15 protein-coding genes are annotated in these 15,790 nt (G+C 38.9%); 6 read left to right on the forward strand and 9 right to left on the reverse strand.

Annotated elements, in window-relative coordinates; genetic code table 11:
* Positions 1-75 precede the first annotated feature (75 nt).
* The 4 genes from gltS to J5F42_RS02100 are packed head-to-tail and all read left to right on the forward strand — an operon-like array spanning position 76 to position 5,411.
* Positions 76-1,302 carry a sodium/glutamate symporter gene (gene gltS / locus J5F42_RS02085; protein WP_078246341.1) on the forward strand — a complete coding sequence of 409 codons (1,227 nt, stop codon included), beginning with the start codon at positions 76-78 and terminating at the stop codon, positions 1,300-1,302.
* Positions 1,303-1,305: 3 nt separating this feature from the next.
* Positions 1,306-2,340, forward strand: coding sequence for a dihydrofolate reductase family protein (locus J5F42_RS02090; RefSeq protein ID WP_097699270.1), 1,035 nt, complete (start codon positions 1,306-1,308; stop codon positions 2,338-2,340).
* Complete coding sequence (locus J5F42_RS02095; RefSeq protein ID WP_097699271.1) at positions 2,322-3,038, forward strand: tRNA1(Val) (adenine(37)-N6)-methyltransferase; 717 nt, start codon at positions 2,322-2,324, stop codon at positions 3,036-3,038. Before J5F42_RS02090 ends, J5F42_RS02095 begins: the two co-directional genes overlap by 19 nt.
* A gap of 24 nt (positions 3,039-3,062) precedes the next feature.
* Positions 3,063-5,411: a heavy metal translocating P-type ATPase gene (locus J5F42_RS02100; protein WP_097699272.1), complete on the forward strand. Its 2,349-nt coding sequence runs from the start codon at positions 3,063-3,065 to the stop codon at positions 5,409-5,411.
* On the opposite strand, the gene J5F42_RS02105 is transcribed toward J5F42_RS02100, so the two are convergent.
* On the reverse strand, positions 5,408-5,845 hold the full coding sequence (locus J5F42_RS02105; protein WP_000338871.1) for a CopD family copper resistance protein: 438 nt from the start codon (positions 5,843-5,845) through the stop codon (positions 5,408-5,410). The genes J5F42_RS02100 and J5F42_RS02105 overlap by 4 nt on opposite strands.
* A gap of 178 nt (positions 5,846-6,023) precedes the next feature.
* Here J5F42_RS02105 and J5F42_RS02110 point away from each other — a divergent pair, with 178 nt between their 5' ends.
* The gene (locus J5F42_RS02110; protein WP_097699273.1) at positions 6,024-7,190 is read left to right on the forward strand and encodes an outer membrane protein; all 1,167 of its coding nucleotides are present in this window, start codon (positions 6,024-6,026) and stop codon (positions 7,188-7,190) included.
* Between the two features lie 306 nt (positions 7,191-7,496).
* On the opposite strand, the gene J5F42_RS02120 is transcribed toward J5F42_RS02110, so the two are convergent.
* The 8 genes from J5F42_RS02120 to J5F42_RS02155 form a co-directional block, all read right to left on the reverse strand.
* The gene (locus J5F42_RS02120; protein ID WP_198973037.1) at positions 7,497-8,411 is read right to left on the reverse strand and encodes a phospholipase D-like domain-containing protein; all 915 of its coding nucleotides are present in this window, start codon (positions 8,409-8,411) and stop codon (positions 7,497-7,499) included.
* Between the two features lie 114 nt (positions 8,412-8,525).
* Entirely contained in the window at positions 8,526-9,593 is a 1,068-nt protein-coding gene (locus tag J5F42_RS02125; RefSeq protein WP_001236103.1) for an LptF/LptG family permease, read from the reverse strand.
* Between the two features lie 9 nt (positions 9,594-9,602).
* Positions 9,603-10,163, reverse strand: a complete 561-nt coding sequence (pth, locus tag J5F42_RS02130; protein ID WP_283491474.1) for an aminoacyl-tRNA hydrolase — start codon at positions 10,161-10,163, stop codon at positions 9,603-9,605.
* Between the two features lie 9 nt (positions 10,164-10,172).
* A complete protein-coding gene (locus J5F42_RS02135; protein WP_097699275.1) occupies positions 10,173-10,709 on the reverse strand; it encodes a 50S ribosomal protein L25/general stress protein Ctc in 537 nt (178 codons plus the stop codon).
* Between the two features lie 54 nt (positions 10,710-10,763).
* Positions 10,764-11,714, reverse strand: a complete 951-nt coding sequence (gene tal, locus J5F42_RS02140; protein WP_283491475.1) for a transaldolase — start codon at positions 11,712-11,714, stop codon at positions 10,764-10,766.
* 2 nt (positions 11,715-11,716) lie between these two features.
* On the reverse strand, positions 11,717-13,060 hold the full coding sequence (locus J5F42_RS02145) for a UDP-N-acetylmuramoyl-L-alanyl-D-glutamate--2,6-diaminopimelate ligase (RefSeq protein WP_283491476.1): 1,344 nt from the start codon (positions 13,058-13,060) through the stop codon (positions 11,717-11,719).
* Between the two features lie 3 nt (positions 13,061-13,063).
* On the reverse strand, positions 13,064-13,675 hold the full coding sequence (locus J5F42_RS02150) for a hypothetical protein (RefSeq protein ID WP_001168590.1): 612 nt from the start codon (positions 13,673-13,675) through the stop codon (positions 13,064-13,066).
* An 11-nt stretch (positions 13,676-13,686) separates the two neighbouring features.
* The gene (locus J5F42_RS02155; protein ID WP_000569296.1) at positions 13,687-13,956 is read right to left on the reverse strand and encodes a NifU family protein; all 270 of its coding nucleotides are present in this window, start codon (positions 13,954-13,956) and stop codon (positions 13,687-13,689) included.
* Between the two features lie 140 nt (positions 13,957-14,096).
* Between J5F42_RS02155 and J5F42_RS02160 the strand changes: the two genes are divergently transcribed.
* Entirely contained in the window at positions 14,097-15,698 is a 1,602-nt protein-coding gene (locus J5F42_RS02160) for an inorganic phosphate transporter (protein ID WP_000403638.1), read from the forward strand.
* The last annotated feature ends 92 nt before the right edge of the window (positions 15,699-15,790 follow it).

Raw genomic sequence — 15,790 nt, forward strand, 5'->3', positions numbered from 1 at the left:
CTTTCTAACTAATCTCGTTCTTTTAGGGGGGTATTATATTATAATAAGATAAATTTGATTAATAAGGATGCAGGCTTGCAAGAAATTAAGTTGGATATTTATGCCACTTTGGTGTGCATGGTTTTAGTGCTGCTTTTGGGGCGTTATGTGATTTCTAAAGTCAAGTTTTTGCGCGATTATGATATTCCAGAGCCTGTTGTGGGCGGGGTTTTAGTCGCTTTTTTTATCATGTTAGCGCGTCAGTTTTACAATTTTGGTTTGCAGTTTGATTCTTCTTTAAAAGATCCTTTAATGCTGACTTTTTTTATCACCATTGGTTTGAGCGCGGATTTCAAATCTTTACAAAAAGGCGGCAAAATGCTTGCGGTTTTTTTGCTGGCTGTGGCGGGGTTTGTGGTGTGTCAAAATGCAGTGGGGATTTCTATCGCTAGCCTTTTAGGGGTCAATCCTTTAATGGGGCTTTTAGGGGGGTCTATCGCTTTAGTGGGAGGGCATGGCACTAGCGCGGCATGGGCTAATTTTTTCACCCAACCACCTTATAATTTTAGCTCCAGCTTAGAAGTGGGTATGGTGTGCGCGACTTTTGGCTTGGTGAGCGGGGGGATTATTGGAGGGCCTGTCGCTAAATATTTGATCTCAAAATACAAACTAGAGCCTAAAGACACTAAAGAAAAAGACACTTTAGAGGGCGTGGCGTCTAAAGGCTTTGAAACCCCTAAAGAGCAGCGCCTAATCACCGCATCCAGTTTTGTAGAAACTTTAGCTTTGATTGCGATCGCTTTATTGGTGGGGACTTTTTTATCGCATTTGATGCCTAAAAGCTTCACCTTGCCGACTTTTGTGTGGTGCTTGTTTGTAGGGGTTATTTTAAGAAACACCTTGTCGTTTTTTAAAATCCATAGCGTGTTTGACAGAGAGGTTTCAGTCATAGGGAACGTGAGTTTGAGCCTGTTTTTAGCCTACGCTTTAATGAGCGTGAATTTATTGGAATTGTTAAAACTCGCTGTGCCTTTAGCGGTTATTTTGAGCGTTCAAGTGGCGGTTATGATCCTTTATGTGGTGCTAGTAACCTTTAGGGTATGCGGGAAGGATTATGATGCGGCGGTGTTGTGCGCGGGGCATTGCGGTTTTGGGCTTGGAGCGACCCCAACGGCTATGGTGAACATGCAAACCATCACCAACCACTATGGGCCATCGCATGTGGCGTTTATTGTCGTGCCTTTAGTAGGGGCGTTTTTTGTTGATATTATTAACGCTTTAGCGATTAAAGGCTTTTTGCTCTTGCCTTTTTTCCCTAGTTAAACCATGAGACTTTATGAAAGTTTATTAGAAATTTGCTTAAATAAGGCATGGGAGTATCAAACCCTAGCCTTAGAAAACCCGAGCGTGGCTTGCATGGTGTTGGATAAAAACCATGAGATCTTGAGTTTAGAAACCCACAAAAAAGCCAAAACCCCGCATGCAGAAGTCTTAGCCGCTAAATCAGCGCTAAAGATTTTACGCCCCAGTTTGAAAAACGATTTAGAAAAATTAGAAGACCCTAAAACTTTAAGCGATTTTTTAAAAACACGCCACGATAACGCTTTTAAAGACTGCGTTTTTTTAATCACCCTAGAGCCATGCAATTCTTATGGCAAAACCCCAGCGTGCAGCGAATTGTTAGAAATTTTAAAACCTAAAAGAGTGGTCATTGCCACAGAAGAAAACGAAGCTAAAAAAGGGGGCTTAGCAAGGCTACAAAAGGCTCGTATTGAAACAATAATTTGTCGCAATTTAGAAAACAAGGCTAAGGACTTGCTCTTGCCTTTTAGGGTAATGGAACAAAAGGGGCGTTTTAATTTGTTCAAACTCGCTTTAAGGATGAATGGGGATTATTACCATGGCAAGATCACCGGGCAAAAAAGCGTTATTTTCACGCACAACCAGCGAGCAATATGCAACACTCTCATCATTTCTGGGAAAACCATAAGAACGGACAACCCCTTATTAGACTCTCGCTTTTGCGATAGCTTTTATCACAATAAAAACCCTAATATCGCTATTTTATCCAAGCACTCAATTAGCCCCCATTCAAAAGTTTTTTCTGCACCCAATCGTTTGGTTAATATTTTCAACAACCCTAAAGATTTACCCCTAGAGAAAGGGTTTAATTTCATTGAAGGGGGGTGGGGATTGTTTGAGAGCTTGAGAGACAAAATAGACGCATTGCTTTTGCATTCGCATGCGTCTATGATTAGCGAAGCGTTTAGTGCATTCGCTCTAAAAACCCCTTTTAAAGGGCGGTTGTTGCATGCGCAAATCTTAGAAAATGAAGCCCTTTTATGGATAGAAAACTCTTAAGATTATACCAGCCCTTAAACGCTTATTCTTACAATAGCGATTCGCTTTTTTTATACGATTTTTCACGCCCTTTTATCAAAAATAGCGGCGCGATTTTAGACATAGGATCAGGGTGTGGGATCTTAGGCTTGCTCTGCGCTAGAGACAACCCACTAGCGAGCGTTCATTTAGTGGAAAAGGATAGCAAAATGGCGTTTTGTTCCCAAAAAAACGCCCTTAAATTCCCTAACGCTCAAGTGTTTGAGGGCGATTTTTTAGATTTTAACCCTCCGATTTTGTATGATGCGATTGTGTGCAACCCTCCTTTTTATGCCTTAGGCTCTATTAAATCCAAAAACAAAGGGCATGCGAGGCACCAGAGCGAATTAGATTTCGCTTCTTTAGCGGCTAAAGTGAAAAAATGCCTGAAACCTAAAGGGTATTTTATTTTTTGCTATGAAGCCTTGTCGCTTTGCTTGGTGGTAGAAAGCTTAAAAAGCGTTAAGCTCACGCTAGAGGCTTTAAGGTTTGTCCAAAGTTTTAAAGACAAAAACGCCCATTTGATGCTTGGAGCGGCCAGGAATAATTCCAAAAGCGCTCTAAAAGTTTTGCCCCCTTTAATCACGCACAATTCCAAAAACCAAAGCGACAACACCAAAGAAGTTTTAAGCATCTATCAAACTTGTAACACTTATTCTATCAAAGCGCTTCTCAATTAGCGCCCTTAAATTAAGGATTCAAAAATGAAATGTTCGCATTGCCAGTTGGAGTTTAAAGAAAGTGAGCTTTTTAAAGAGGTGATCAATCACAAGGAATTGCATTTTTGCTGCACAGGGTGCGCTAGGGTGTATGCGTTATTGTTGGATTTGAATTTAGAGAGCTTTTATGACAAGTTAAACGATTCCACTCTAGCCCCCGTAACGCCCCAAGATCCAATGAATATTTTAGAATTAGAACAAGCCCTTGAAGAAAACAATAAGGGCGAATTAATCCTTAATCTTTTGCTAGAAAAAACGCATTGCAACGCTTGCTTGTGGCTCAATCAAAAGGTTTTAGAGCGCTTAAAGGGGGTTAAAAAAGTGAGCGTGAATTTCACCACCCACCACTTGCAAATCGTGTTTGAGAAGTCCTTAAACCCTAAAAAGATTGTTCAAAAAATTGAGAGTTTGGGCTATGGGGCTAAAATTTATAACGCACAAAATTACACCCTAAAAGCCCAAAAAGAGCAGCGTTCCTACTTGCTCACTTTGAGCGTGGGGTTTTTTGCCACCATGAATTTGATGTTTATTGCCATTGCCAAGTATGCGAGTTATGGTAGCGCGAGTTATGGCGGCATGGATAAGCTCATGCAAAGGAATTTGGATCTCGTATCGCTCTTTTTAAGCTTGTTAGTGTTAGTGGTGGTGGGGCGTTTTTTCATTAAGGGGGCGTTTTATGGGCTAAAAAATGGCGTTTTGGGCATGGATTTGAGCGTGTCTTTTGGGGCGTTGTCGGCGTTTGTTTATTCCCTTTATGCGATGTTGGTGTCTCAAGAGACTTATTTTGAAGCGAGCAGCACGATTTTAACGCTTGTTTTTGGCTCTAAGTTTTTGGAATTAAAAGCCAGGCTGTTTGCGAATGAAAAATGTCTGGCCTTAGAATCGCATGAGATCCATAGCGTGATTATTGTAGAAAATGGCAAACAGATAGAAAAACACCCTAAAGATGTGGCGATAGGCTCTGTTGTTTGGGTGCCAAGCGGGGCTAAAATCGCACTAGATGGCGTGCTTTTAAATAACGCGAGCGTGGATGCGTCTTTGATCAGTGGGGAGTTTAAGCCTTTGGAATTGGGGGTTAATGATCCAATTTTAGGGGGTTATGTGAACGTGGGCGTGCCTTTTAGCTATCAAGTGAGCGCTACTTTTCAAAACTCACGCCTTTCTAGTTTGTTAGAAACTTTAAAAAAGAGTTTTTTAGAAAAGCCCTTAATTGAGAGCAGCGCGAATCAAATTGCGGATATTTTTTCTAAAGCGGTGTTGTTTTTAGCCTTTGTGAGCTTTTTATTGTGGCAATTTGGTTTGGGGGGTAATTTTGAAAAAGCTTTAATGGTGTGTATTAGCGTGTTAGTCATAAGCTGCCCTTGCGCGTTCGCTTTAGCCACGCCCATTGCGTTAGTGATAGGGGTGTTTAAAAACCCTTTGATCGTGTTTAAAGAAGCGTTATTTTTAGAAACTCTGGCTAAAGTGAAAAAAATCTTTATAGACAAAACCGGCACTCTCACGCAAAAAGAAGTCCTTTTAAAAGAAAAAATCATTTACGAAGAATTTGATGAAAGGCTTTTAAAGAGCCTTTTAAAAACTAGGGAGCATTTAGTCCATAGCGCGATTCTTAAATCATTACATGGCGATGAGGTTGATTTAGAGAAGATAGAGTTTTTCGCTCATGGCTTAAAAGCGAGCTATCAAAACGAAACCTTGCTAGTGGGGAGTTTGAAATTTTTAAACGCTATGGGGGTTGGTATAAAGGCTAAAGAGAGTGCTAATATCATGGTAGGCTTTGCGAAAAACAAGACTTTATGCGCGTTATTCATTTTAGAAGAGCGTTTGAAAGCTAACGCTAAAGAAGTTATTCAGGCTTTACAAAATCAAGGCTTAGAATTAGAAATTTTAAGCGGGGATAATGAAAGATCGGTTAAGGAGTGCGCGAAAAAATTAGGGATTTCTAAGTATCATGCCCATTTGACCCCTGAAGATAAGGCTCAAATCATCAGCTCTTATAAGGGCGTGTGCGCGATGGTAGGCGATGGCAATAATGACGCGCTAGCCTTAAAAAAAGCGAGCGTTTCTTTGGGGTTTGAAAAAAGCGCTTTGAGTAAAAGCGCATGCGATATTTTGCTTTTAGAAGAGGATTTGAGTTTGCTAGAAAAAGCGTTTCATAACGCTCAAAAAGTCTATCAAGTGGTGCTGCAAAACATTGTTTTGAGCTTGATTTATAACGCTATTTTAATCCCGGTCGCTATGCTAGGATACATCAACCCTTTAATAGCGAGTTTGAGCATGAGTGCTAGCTCGCTCTTAGTGGTTTTAAATTCTTTGAGGTTGAAACGCTCTTAAACAAACCACATTGTTTTGGCTAAAATAGCGATTAAAAAGCCAAAAGTTAGAGCGATAGGGTGGATATATTTACCAATAGGGTTTTTCTTACCCAAAAACTTACATAATAAAGAAAAAAGCACCAAAAGAAAAATGCTTAACGCTAAGATCACTTTAAGCATGAGTATTTTTTGAAAAGGGGTTTCACACCAGCCTTTATCGCCCCCCATGTATTGACTAAGCATCATGCCCCCTGTTAAAACAAGCCCTAAAACGCATAAGGGCATGATTTTGATCGCTCTTTGAGTGATTCCTGTATTCGCTTTATTGGCAAACTCTTCGCCAAACATTTTCTTCACATTGGGGAAAATTACTCCATCAAAAAACAAGTAGCCAATAAAAATAATGGCGCACAATAAATGAACAACCAACACATAAGGATAAATCGCATCCATTTAAAATCCTTTATTCATGGGAAAATTAAAGAGTTTTTAATCTACTACAAAAGGTTTTTATTGTCAAGTATCCCACTATTATGGGAATTTTATGGGTGGTTTTTGTTTGACTTTTAAGATTGCAATTAGCTATAATAAAATAATTAAAAAAGTAACACTTAAGCGGAGACCCTAGAGAGTGGTGTTCAATTTTATGACAAAGAAGAAAAATAGAATGCAAGATTGCAAAATGGTTTGTAAAAATTTTAATCGTAAGGAATCTGTTTTGATAGCTCAATCTTTAGATATTTCTAAAAAAGGCTCGGTAATTTTAGGCGCTCTTTTGAGTTCGTTATGGCTGACAAACCCCTTAAATGCCCATGAAAAGAATGGCGCGTTTGTGGGGATTAGCTTGGAAGTGGGTAGGGCTGATCAAAAGACAAACGCTTATAAAAACGGCGAGTTGTTTCAAGTGCCTTTTGGCGATGTTTCGGCTAATGATGATGGCAAAGTTCCTGACGGGCAGACCGGTGGCTGTCAGCCAGCTTCAGGGACGCCAGGAACGCCAGGCTATACTAAAGCTAACTGCGTGGTCAATTGGACTTCTCGCACCATGCTTAGCACCAATAAAAGCATTCCTGGCCGTAACCAGCCGATGTATGGACTAGGCGTGATGACAGGCTATAAGCATTTTATCGGTAAAAAAAGGTGGTTTGGGTTGCGCTATTATGGTTTTTTTGATTACGGGCATACCAATTTCTCTAACTCCAGAGCCGCTAACGCTATATCGCCCTTTTATTTGAGCGATCAAAAAGCGGACATGTATACTTATGGTTTTGGCACAGACATGCTTTTTAACATTATAGGCAAGCCTAAAGCCACGGCGGGGTTTTTTCTAGGCGTGAATTTTGCGGGTAACACTTGGACTAATAATCGTGTGGGGTATTTTAAGGATGGGTATGTTTATGGCGTCAATACGGACGCTGACGCTTACATGACTAACGCTGATGGCACAATCACTTGCGGGGACACGACGCCGGCGAGTTGCAATGTGGGGATTAACCCTAATAGCGTCTATACCACAGGAAAATTAAACGCTAAGGTGAATCACACGATTTTCCAATTTTTAGTGAATGTGGGCATTAGAACCAATATTTTTGAACACCATGGCATTGAGTTTGGTATCAAAATCCCCACGCTCCCTAACCACTTTTTCAAAGGCTCTACTACTATAAGAGCGAAAAAACAAGGCCCGCTAGAGAATGGGAACCCGACTACTATCACCGGAGCAGAAACCAATTTCAGCTTGACCCAAACCTTACGCCGTCAGTATTCTATGTATTTGCGTTATGTTTATACTTTTTAAGTTTGGTAGGGTTTTGGGTAAGGCTTAGATAAGGCTTAGAGATGAAAGCTTGATGCTTTAAGCTTTCAAGTTGCCATTGAGCTGTAGCCATTCTGCACTATTTTCTACTTTTTTGATAAATCTACCATTATACCATACAATGAGTCCTTATGCTGTTGTAGGGATATTTTAGCGTGTTCTAACTCTTCATCGCTAAATATATACTCATTGGAGTCAAATTTTTCTTTCAATTCTTTATTTTGATTGAGAGATAGCTTTGCAAAGAGTTCAAATTAGACTAGGCTGGATTGTCTGAAATAAATACCTTTAGCGTCCTTTATACGAACGCCCTTTTGGTGTTAGAGCATAAAAACCTTTTTGCAATCTCTCAAAGAGTCCTAAACTTTGTTTTGAATGGCTATCTTTTTGATGGTGGTTGAGTTCGCCCCTAATGCTATTTTTAAAAGTATCGCTTTTGTATTTGTATCCCCACTCTTCTTTTTTTATTCTCTCTTCTAATGCCTGATAAATATCTTGTAATGCTACTTGTTTAACGCCTTTTTCCTCACAAGCGAAAATAAATTCCACTATCATTGCCTTGATAGAGGGGATAGTTCCAGGAAGCAATTTTTCTTGTTTTTCAATCTTTTTAATCTTTTCTTGAATGCTTTTATCTTTTGAGACTTTTTGTTCATTTTTAATAATGGCGCTAAAAACTTCATTATAGCTTTCTAAATACTCTTCATTAGGAGTGAACAGACTATCTGCATATTTTATAGAATTGTAGATAGCGTTTAGTTGTGAGTAATATAATGGTTTCTTTTCTGTAAAAATGGTATTGACTTCAAAATTATTCTCCAACCCTCCTTTGGTTAAATTAGCGCTACCTATAATGGAAGTTTTTTCTTTTCCGTTGTCAAACATATAAATTTTAGGGTGGAATACAATATCTGTTTTGTTATTTTCTTTGTCGCCGTAGCAGTAAAATTTTAATTTTTTATAAGTTTTATTTAAGTCTAGCAAAAATCGTATGGATTTTGAGTCGGTTGTTTTAAAATCAAGTCCTACAATAATCTCAAATTCTGCCCCCTTTTCTAAAGAATTGATCAAAGCATCTTGAATAATCTCAACCCCACTGTATTTTAAAAAAGCAACTGCAATATGAGTGTTTAAAGAATTCCTCAGTCCTTCGGTAATCACTTTGGGATAATTGAGATTAGATAGGATTTGAACAGAACTCACCAAAAACCTTAATAATTCTTTAGGCTATTTTACAAGTCTTAAGTTAATGTTGCATTGTAGGTCTTTTAATTTAGATCTCTAATGAGAGCTTGAGTTGCTATAGGTTTATAAATCCTACAACCTCTTATTAAGCTTTTTAAAATACCAAAGACTGAGGGCTAAGAATACGAAAAAGGGCGATAGAACGCCTATTTCAGGAATGAGTATCCCTGAAATGCTGAACTTCCCTAAAGCAAAGAATAGCCCCCAAACAACGAGCGTGATAATGATAAACTTTAGCCCTAAAAGAGCCAGGTTTTCATAGCGGGCGAGACTGGGCGAAAAATAAGCGATTAAAACGCTTAAAAACGGCACAAAAAAGGGCAAAATCGCAAACACATACAAAAACGAGCGCACTTTTTTCGTGTCCGCATTTTGGCGCACTAAAGCATGCAAGGATAAAAGAGCGTCTGTGATAGAAACCGCAGGCTTGTTTTGATAAATGGTGTCTAAAACTTTGGGGCGGAAATTTTTGAGCGTTTTAAAGGTTTCTAAACGCGTGGTGTTTAAAGCGTTTGCACCCAATTCAAAACTTAAGGGCATCTCATAGATAGTAGTGTCATGCAAGATCCAATACTTGTCTTCAAAAAAAGCTTCTTTAGCTTCAGCGTAAGATTCTAAAGTCTTATCTTTTAGGCGAAAAACCTTGATATTTTGGGCTTTTTGCAATAAGGGATTAATCTTATCAAAATACACGTAATCGTCATTATATTTCACTAACAAATGCTCTGAAACGCTCAAAGAATTGTCTTTATAAATTAAATTTTGCGTTTTTTCTTCCATATACACAAAAGGAGTTGCGTTCAACCCCACATAAACAGCCGTGAAAAACAGGCTAATCAAAAAAATAGGGCTTAAAATCTGGCATTTGGAAAAGCCAATGGAGAGCAGGGCGGTGTATTGGTTGGATTTAATGAAGGCGATATAAAATAAAACCATCGCCAAAAGCAAGGAAATGGGCAAGGTGTAATTGAGCGCGAATAAAATATCATAGGTGAAAAATAAAATGATCATGTTCGCAGAATCAGGCATTTTATCGGCGTATTTCAGGCTGTCAATGCCTACAAAAAACAATTCCAAAGCTAAAAGCACGATTAAAAAGTATTTGAAATAATACCACCCCACAAATCTAAACAAACGCACTTTAAACCCTTAACTTTCTATTTTTAAAGGTTTTTTAAGCGTGAAACGATTTTGCATAGCGTTAAAATCATGGCTTTCTATAAAAAATTTTAAGGCGTTTTTGGCATGTTCAAACGCAGCGTTTTTTAAAGGCTCTTCGTTTTTGTGGAATTTTGAAAGCACATGCTCAATCACACCAATCCCTTTAGAAATCCCCACCCTCAAGCGATAATAAGAATTAGAACATAAGGCATCAATGGATTTTAGGCCATTATGCCCCCCATTCCCCCCACCCTTTTTAAACCTCACAACGCCTAAAGGTAGATCCAAGTCGTCATGGACAATTAAAAGCTCTTTGGGTTTGTAAAAATTTTTAGCACTTAAAACGCTCTCGCCGCTTAAATTCATGTAAGTTTGGGGCTTGAGTAAGATAAAATCCTTATAAACGCATAAATAAGCGTTGTGTTTGGGAGAAAAAGCGAAAGAAAGATTCAATTCGCTAACGAGCGAATCTAAAATATCAAAACCAGCGTTGTGTCTGGTGTGAGCGTAACGCAGAGTAGGGTTGCCTAAACCTACTAAAAGCGTCATAGCCTAAAATCACTTCGCTTTAATCACACCGATCACAGCGATAGAATCATGATCTAAGATCTTCACATTCTCATGTTTTTCTAAATCGCGCACCAAAATAGACTCATTCACATCTAAAGGGGCCACATCCACTAAATAGTGATCGGGCAAATGCTCTGGAGTGCATTCCACGCTGATACGCTTTTTAGAGAGCATTAAAATCCCTTTATTTTTCAAGCCCACTGGAGTGCCTTGGTGTTTAACAGGGACTTTAAACTTATACTTCACGCCCTTAGTAACAGCGAGTAAATCCACATGGATAAGCTCGTTAGTAACGGGGTTTTTTTGGTATTCTTGAACCACGACTTCAAAAGTCTTATCCCCTAATTTCACCGGAAAAATCAAATGCTTTTTTTCCTTAAGGTATTTAATGAAAGGGTTTAATTTGAACGCGCCATTCACGTTTTCAATACCCTTTCCATAAACGTTTGCGATTAGATAGCCATCTTTTTTTAAAGCTTTAGCGTTAGCTTTAGTAATACTCTCTCTAATAACGCCTTCTAACATGTCAATCCTTTAAAATAAAATAAGGGCTTATTCTATCCAAAAAACCCTTAAAAATCAAAAACTGCTTAAAAGCTTTTCAAAGGATTGTTTGAACGCTATCAAGCCTTCTTTAAGGAGTTTTTGGGCGGTGTTTTCTAAATCAATGTTGTGCGCTTTTAATTCTTTTTTAAACGCTTCAATTTCTGTGATTTTTAAAGGGGTTTGATACTCGGTATTTGGGTCAAGCAAATAAGCGTTTAGGGCGTCTAGGGGGGCTGTGTTGATAGAGTTTTTAAAACACAGCGCTTTAATGTAGTAATCTTTAGCTAAAGCGTTGGATTTAACGCCGGTGGATGCAAAAAGGGTGCTTATCAGCTTATTAGCATGTTGGTTGATTTGATAATAACACTCCGTAGCGTTCATAATCCCGCTTTGAGCTTGCAAATTTTTTGGCGCTAAAGGGTCTATTTCTTTGTCAAATCGTGAGACAAACACGCTGATGACCGCTCTTTTTTGCGCTTCTTTGGCTAAGATTTGAGCGATTTCGCCGGCAATTTTAGGCGAAAAGACTAAAGTTACATTAATGGGGATAGAGGCTTGAGTTAAAGCGCTAATGACTTCAAAAGCGCTTTCACTCGCTGGGACTTTAATCATCACATTGGGGCGGTTTAATGCTTTGAACAACCGCTTGGCTTCATCAATGCTTTTAATCGCATCGTCTTCTAAAAAAGGGTCAATTTCTAGGCTAATGTAGCCATTATTAGGGTCTTTTTCATACAAAGGCATTAACGCGCTAGAGGCTTGTACAATATCCTTTAGCGCCAGAGTTTCATAAATTTCTTTAGCTTTTTTGCCTTTGAGTTTAGCGATTTCATCTTGATAAAACGCGCTTTTTGTGATCGCTTCATAAAACAAACTAGGGTTACTCGTCGCCCCGCAAATAGCCCCCTTATTAATGAGCTTTAAAAAATCGTTTTCTAAAAAATCCCTTTCTATAAAATCGCACCACAAACTAAATTCTTGCATGTTTATCCTTGTTTTAAATGTTGGTAATAGCTTTTAACGACCTCTTGGTCGCTAAAAAAAATCGTTTTGTCTTTAAAGATTTGAATGTTTTCATCGCCCTTGCCTAAAATCAACAACACCTCATCGTCTTTTAAATTTTCTAAAGCGTTTAAAATGGCCTTTTTTCGGTCTTTTTCTACAATGACTTTAGAAGAATTATTGATGCCTTTTAAAATATCCTTAATAATGTCTTCTTCGTTTTCGCTCCTAGGGTTGTCTGAAGTTAAGATGATTTGATGCGCATAACAGCTCGCTATGGCTCCCATTTTAGGGCGCTTGGTTTTATCCCTATCGCCCCCTGCTCCAAAAAGAGCGGTGATTTTTTGGTTTTTAAAGCTTTCAAAGACTTGTTGCATGCCGTCTGTGGTGTGGGCAAAATCCACGACCACTAAAGGTTTAGGATGCACAATTTCCAAACGCCCCTTAACCCCATAAAAGTTTTCTAATAACGGCACGATCGTTTCTAGCGGTAATTGAGTGAGCAATTTGACGCCCAAAACGCCCGCTAAAATATTATAAAGGTTGTAACGCCCTAAAAGGGGGGAATGCATAAGGGCGACTTCTTTGAGATTAGGATCTCTTAAATCTTGTTGGTAGCATAAAGACGCGCTAATGGAGGGGTTGAGCGAAAAGGCTTGAACGTTTAAATGCGCTTTTTTATCTAGCGCGTAAGTGCGCGCGTTAATGGGGTTAAAAAGGGCGTTTGCTTCATCTCTGTTAATCACTTTCAAGCCCTCATCTTTAAAAAAGCTGTTTTTAATATCTCTGTAATTTTCTATATTTTGATGGAAATCTAAATGATCGCTTGTGATATTGGTTAAGATTTTAAGAGCGAAATCAAGCCCAGCGATGCGCTTTTGGACAATTGCATGGGAACTCACTTCCATAATAAAGTATTCGCACCCCAAACGAATCGCTTCTTCTAAATCGCCATAAAGCTCTAAAAGAGTGGGCGTGGTCAAGCCCTTTTCTTTGATGCGTTCATCGTTGATAAAAAACCCCCTTGTGCCTAAAAGAGCGGTCTTTTTATTCAAATCTAAGAGCAAGGAATACATCAAGCTCGCTGTGGTCGTTTTACCATTAGTGCCAGTAATCCCTACAATTTTCATTTTAAAATCAAAGTAGTTTTTAAGCTCGTTAAAATCTAAAATAGCCAGGTTTTTTTCTGCAATTAAAGGAGAGTATTTTTCGTTTAAAGGCGTTTTGACAAAAAGGATTTCTTTAGGGTTTTCTAAAACTTCATGCGTGTTATCGCTTAAAAAAGAATAGGTGTGGTTTTGATAAGTCAGGGTTTTTTTAAGCTTCATTCTTTAAGCCTTATTGGATTTTAAGGCGTCTTCTAAAAGAGAACGCAAAAATTTATCGTAAATAAAAGAATCTTCATGCATGTTTTCAATGTAATTGATTGCTAATTCATAATAGCCATAATGGTTCAATTCTTTCAAAAATTCATAAAAATCCTCTTTATTGTCAAAAATCACCCTAGAGCTGAACATCAAATCTTCAAACGCCTCCTTAAAGCCGCGCTCCAAGCTCAAGCGTTTGAAATCCGCATACAAAATGCCGTTCAACTCCTCGCCTTTTTGAGAAATTTGCGCATCAATCTTTTCAGTCATTTGGTTTAGCCCTTCATCAAAAGAAGCGATCAAATTGATGATTTGCTCTTCAGCCTGGTTTTTTAAACTCCGTTTTTGCATAGCGATCAAGCTTTGATACAATTCATAAAAGCTATGGGCTTCTTTAGGGAAATCTTTAGCGATGTCGCTTAATAACGCCCCCACTTTGGCTTTTTGGTTGTCTTTATCCAAAAACAACACTTCAGAAAAAAGGCGTAACGCTTCAGCGTAATGGGCTTGCTTGAACGCTAAAAAGCCATCTTTGATCAACGCGCGCTTTTTAAATTCATAATCAAACTTTTGCATGCCTATAATCCTTAAAGCTTATCAAACTCCTTAGCGTTTTCTAAGCACACCACTTCTAAATTGGGGTGGATATCCATTTTAAGTTGCCTTTCAATGACATTTTTTAAAGTGATCTTACTGCTAGAGCAAGTCTTACACGCTCCCTCTAAAGCCACATAAATTTTCATGCTTTTCACCCCAAGCACTTCAATATTACCGCCATCTTTGAGCAAGTAAGGGCGGATCTTTTCTATCACAATACGCACCGGTTTTTGTAAATCTTCATCGCTAAATTCTATCATTTTTAAAAACCTTATTTTTAAAATTTTACTTTAAGATACCATATAATGAGCCATTTTTATCAAACAACGCTTTTTAAGAGTGGCTCAAGGGCTAATTGGATAGAATAGAGCCACTATTAGAATAAGGTTTTGATGACGGTATGGAAATTAAAAACATCAAAGAGTTTGAAAAAGCTTCCAAAAAACTCCAAAAAGACACTTTAAAGATCGCTCTCGCTCTTTTGTTTCTCATCGGTGCCGCTTTGCTCGCTCTCATTTTTGGGCAGGCTAATTCTAAGGGATTGTTGCTCATCTTTGCGGCTGTGATTGGGGGGTATATGGCGATGAATATTGGCGCGAACGATGTGTCTAATAATGTCGGCCCTGCCGTAGGCTCTAAAGCCATTAGCATGGGTGGGGCGATTTTGATTGCTGCGATTTGTGAAATGCTTGGAGCGATCATTGCTGGGGGGGAAGTGGTTTCTACGATTAAGGGTCGTATCGTTTCGCCTGAATTTATTAATGATGCGCATGTTTTCATTAATGTCATGTTGGCTAGCTTACTCAGTGGGGCGTTGTGGTTGCATGTAGCCACTTTAATTGGCGCTCCCGTTTCCACTTCACACTCTGTAGTGGGGGGGATTATGGGGGCTGGAATGGCAGCAGCTGGAATGGCAGCGGTCAATTGGCATTTTTTATCCGGCATTGTGGCTAGTTGGGTAATTTCGCCTTTAATGGGGGCTTTGATAGCCATGTTTTTTTTAATGCTCATTAAAAAGACTATCGCTTATAAAGAAGATAAAAAGAGCGCGGCTTTAAAGGTCGTGCCTTATTTGGTAGCGTTGATGAGCTTAACATTTAGCTGGTATTTGATGGTTAAGGTTTTAAAACGCCTCTATGCGGTGGGTTTTGAAATCCAGCTCGCTTGCGGTTGCATCCTTGCGCTTTTAATCTTTATCCTTTTTAAAAGATTTGTGTTAAAAAAAGCCCCGCAATTAGAAAACAGCCATGAAAGCATTAATGAGCTTTTCAATGTCCCTTTGATTTTTGCTGCTGCGCTTTTAAGCTTTGCGCATGGGGCTAATGATGTGGCTAACGCTATAGGCCCTTTAGCGGCCATCAGTCAAACTTTAGAAGATGCGAATAGCCCCATAGGGAATACTTTAAGCTCTGTGCCGTTGTGGATTATGGTAGTGGGGGCAGCTGGGATCGCTTTAGGCTTGAGCTTGTATGGGCCAAAGCTCATTAAAACGGTGGGGTCAGAAATCACAGAATTAGACAAAATGCAAGCTTTTTGCATCGCGCTTTCAGCAGTCATCACCGTGCTTTTAGCCTCTCAATTAGGCTTACCGGTAAGCTCTACGCATATTGTGGTGGGCGCGGTGTTTGGGGTGGGCTTTTTAAGGGAGCGTTTAAGGGAGCAATCAAGAAGGCGTTTTGCTAGGATCAGAGACAACATTGTAGCCGCACACTTTGGGGAAGATTTAGAAGAAATTGAAGGCTTTTTAGAGCGCTTTGATAAAGCCAATTTGAAAGAAAAATCGCTCATGCTAGAGAGCTTGAAAAAAAGCAAGAACACCGCCATCGCTTTGGAATTGAAAAAGAAAGAAAAAAAGTCGCTTAAAAAAGTGTATAAAGAAGAAGTGATCAAGCGTTCCATTTTAAAAAAGATTGTTACCGCTTGGTTGGTAACCGTGCCGGTTTCTGCACTTTTGGGGGCGCTTCTTTTTGTGGCTCTTGGTTTTATAGAAAAGTATTTCTAGGGTTTTTAAAGGCTTGATTTTTAAAGTTAGGCTTAATCTTTTATGTTAAAATTCTAAGATTTTATATATTTTATATTTATCGTTAGGTTTTA

Origin of the sequence: Helicobacter pylori (assembly GCF_030062585.1) — a bacterium.
GTDB lineage: Bacteria > Campylobacterota > Campylobacteria > Campylobacterales > Helicobacteraceae > Helicobacter > Helicobacter pylori_CN.

Excerpts from the sequence above, each read along its gene's own strand:
- tal (WP_283491475.1), bottom strand. The coding sequence starts at position 11,714 with ATGCAAGAATTTAGTTTGTGGTGCGATTTTATAGAAAGGGATTTTTTA.
- J5F42_RS02155 (WP_000569296.1), bottom strand. The coding sequence starts at position 13,956 with ATGATAGAATTTAGCGATGAAGATTTACAAAAACCGGTGCGTATTGTG.
- J5F42_RS02135 (WP_097699275.1), bottom strand. The coding sequence starts at position 10,709 with ATGTTAGAAGGCGTTATTAGAGAGAGTATTACTAAAGCTAACGCTAAA.
- J5F42_RS02090 (WP_097699270.1), top strand. The coding sequence starts at position 1,306 with ATGAGACTTTATGAAAGTTTATTAGAAATTTGCTTAAATAAGGCATGG.
- pth (WP_283491474.1), bottom strand. The coding sequence starts at position 10,163 with ATGACGCTTTTAGTAGGTTTAGGCAACCCTACTCTGCGTTACGCTCAC.
- J5F42_RS02100 (WP_097699272.1), top strand. The coding sequence starts at position 3,063 with ATGAAATGTTCGCATTGCCAGTTGGAGTTTAAAGAAAGTGAGCTTTTT.
- J5F42_RS02145 (WP_283491476.1), bottom strand. The coding sequence starts at position 13,060 with ATGAAGCTTAAAAAAACCCTGACTTATCAAAACCACACCTATTCTTTT.
- J5F42_RS02150 (WP_001168590.1), bottom strand. The coding sequence starts at position 13,675 with ATGCAAAAGTTTGATTATGAATTTAAAAAGCGCGCGTTGATCAAAGAT.
- J5F42_RS02095 (WP_097699271.1), top strand. The coding sequence starts at position 2,322 with ATGGATAGAAAACTCTTAAGATTATACCAGCCCTTAAACGCTTATTCT.
- J5F42_RS02160 (WP_000403638.1), top strand. The coding sequence starts at position 14,097 with ATGGAAATTAAAAACATCAAAGAGTTTGAAAAAGCTTCCAAAAAACTC.
- J5F42_RS02105 (WP_000338871.1), bottom strand. The coding sequence starts at position 5,845 with ATGGATGCGATTTATCCTTATGTGTTGGTTGTTCATTTATTGTGCGCC.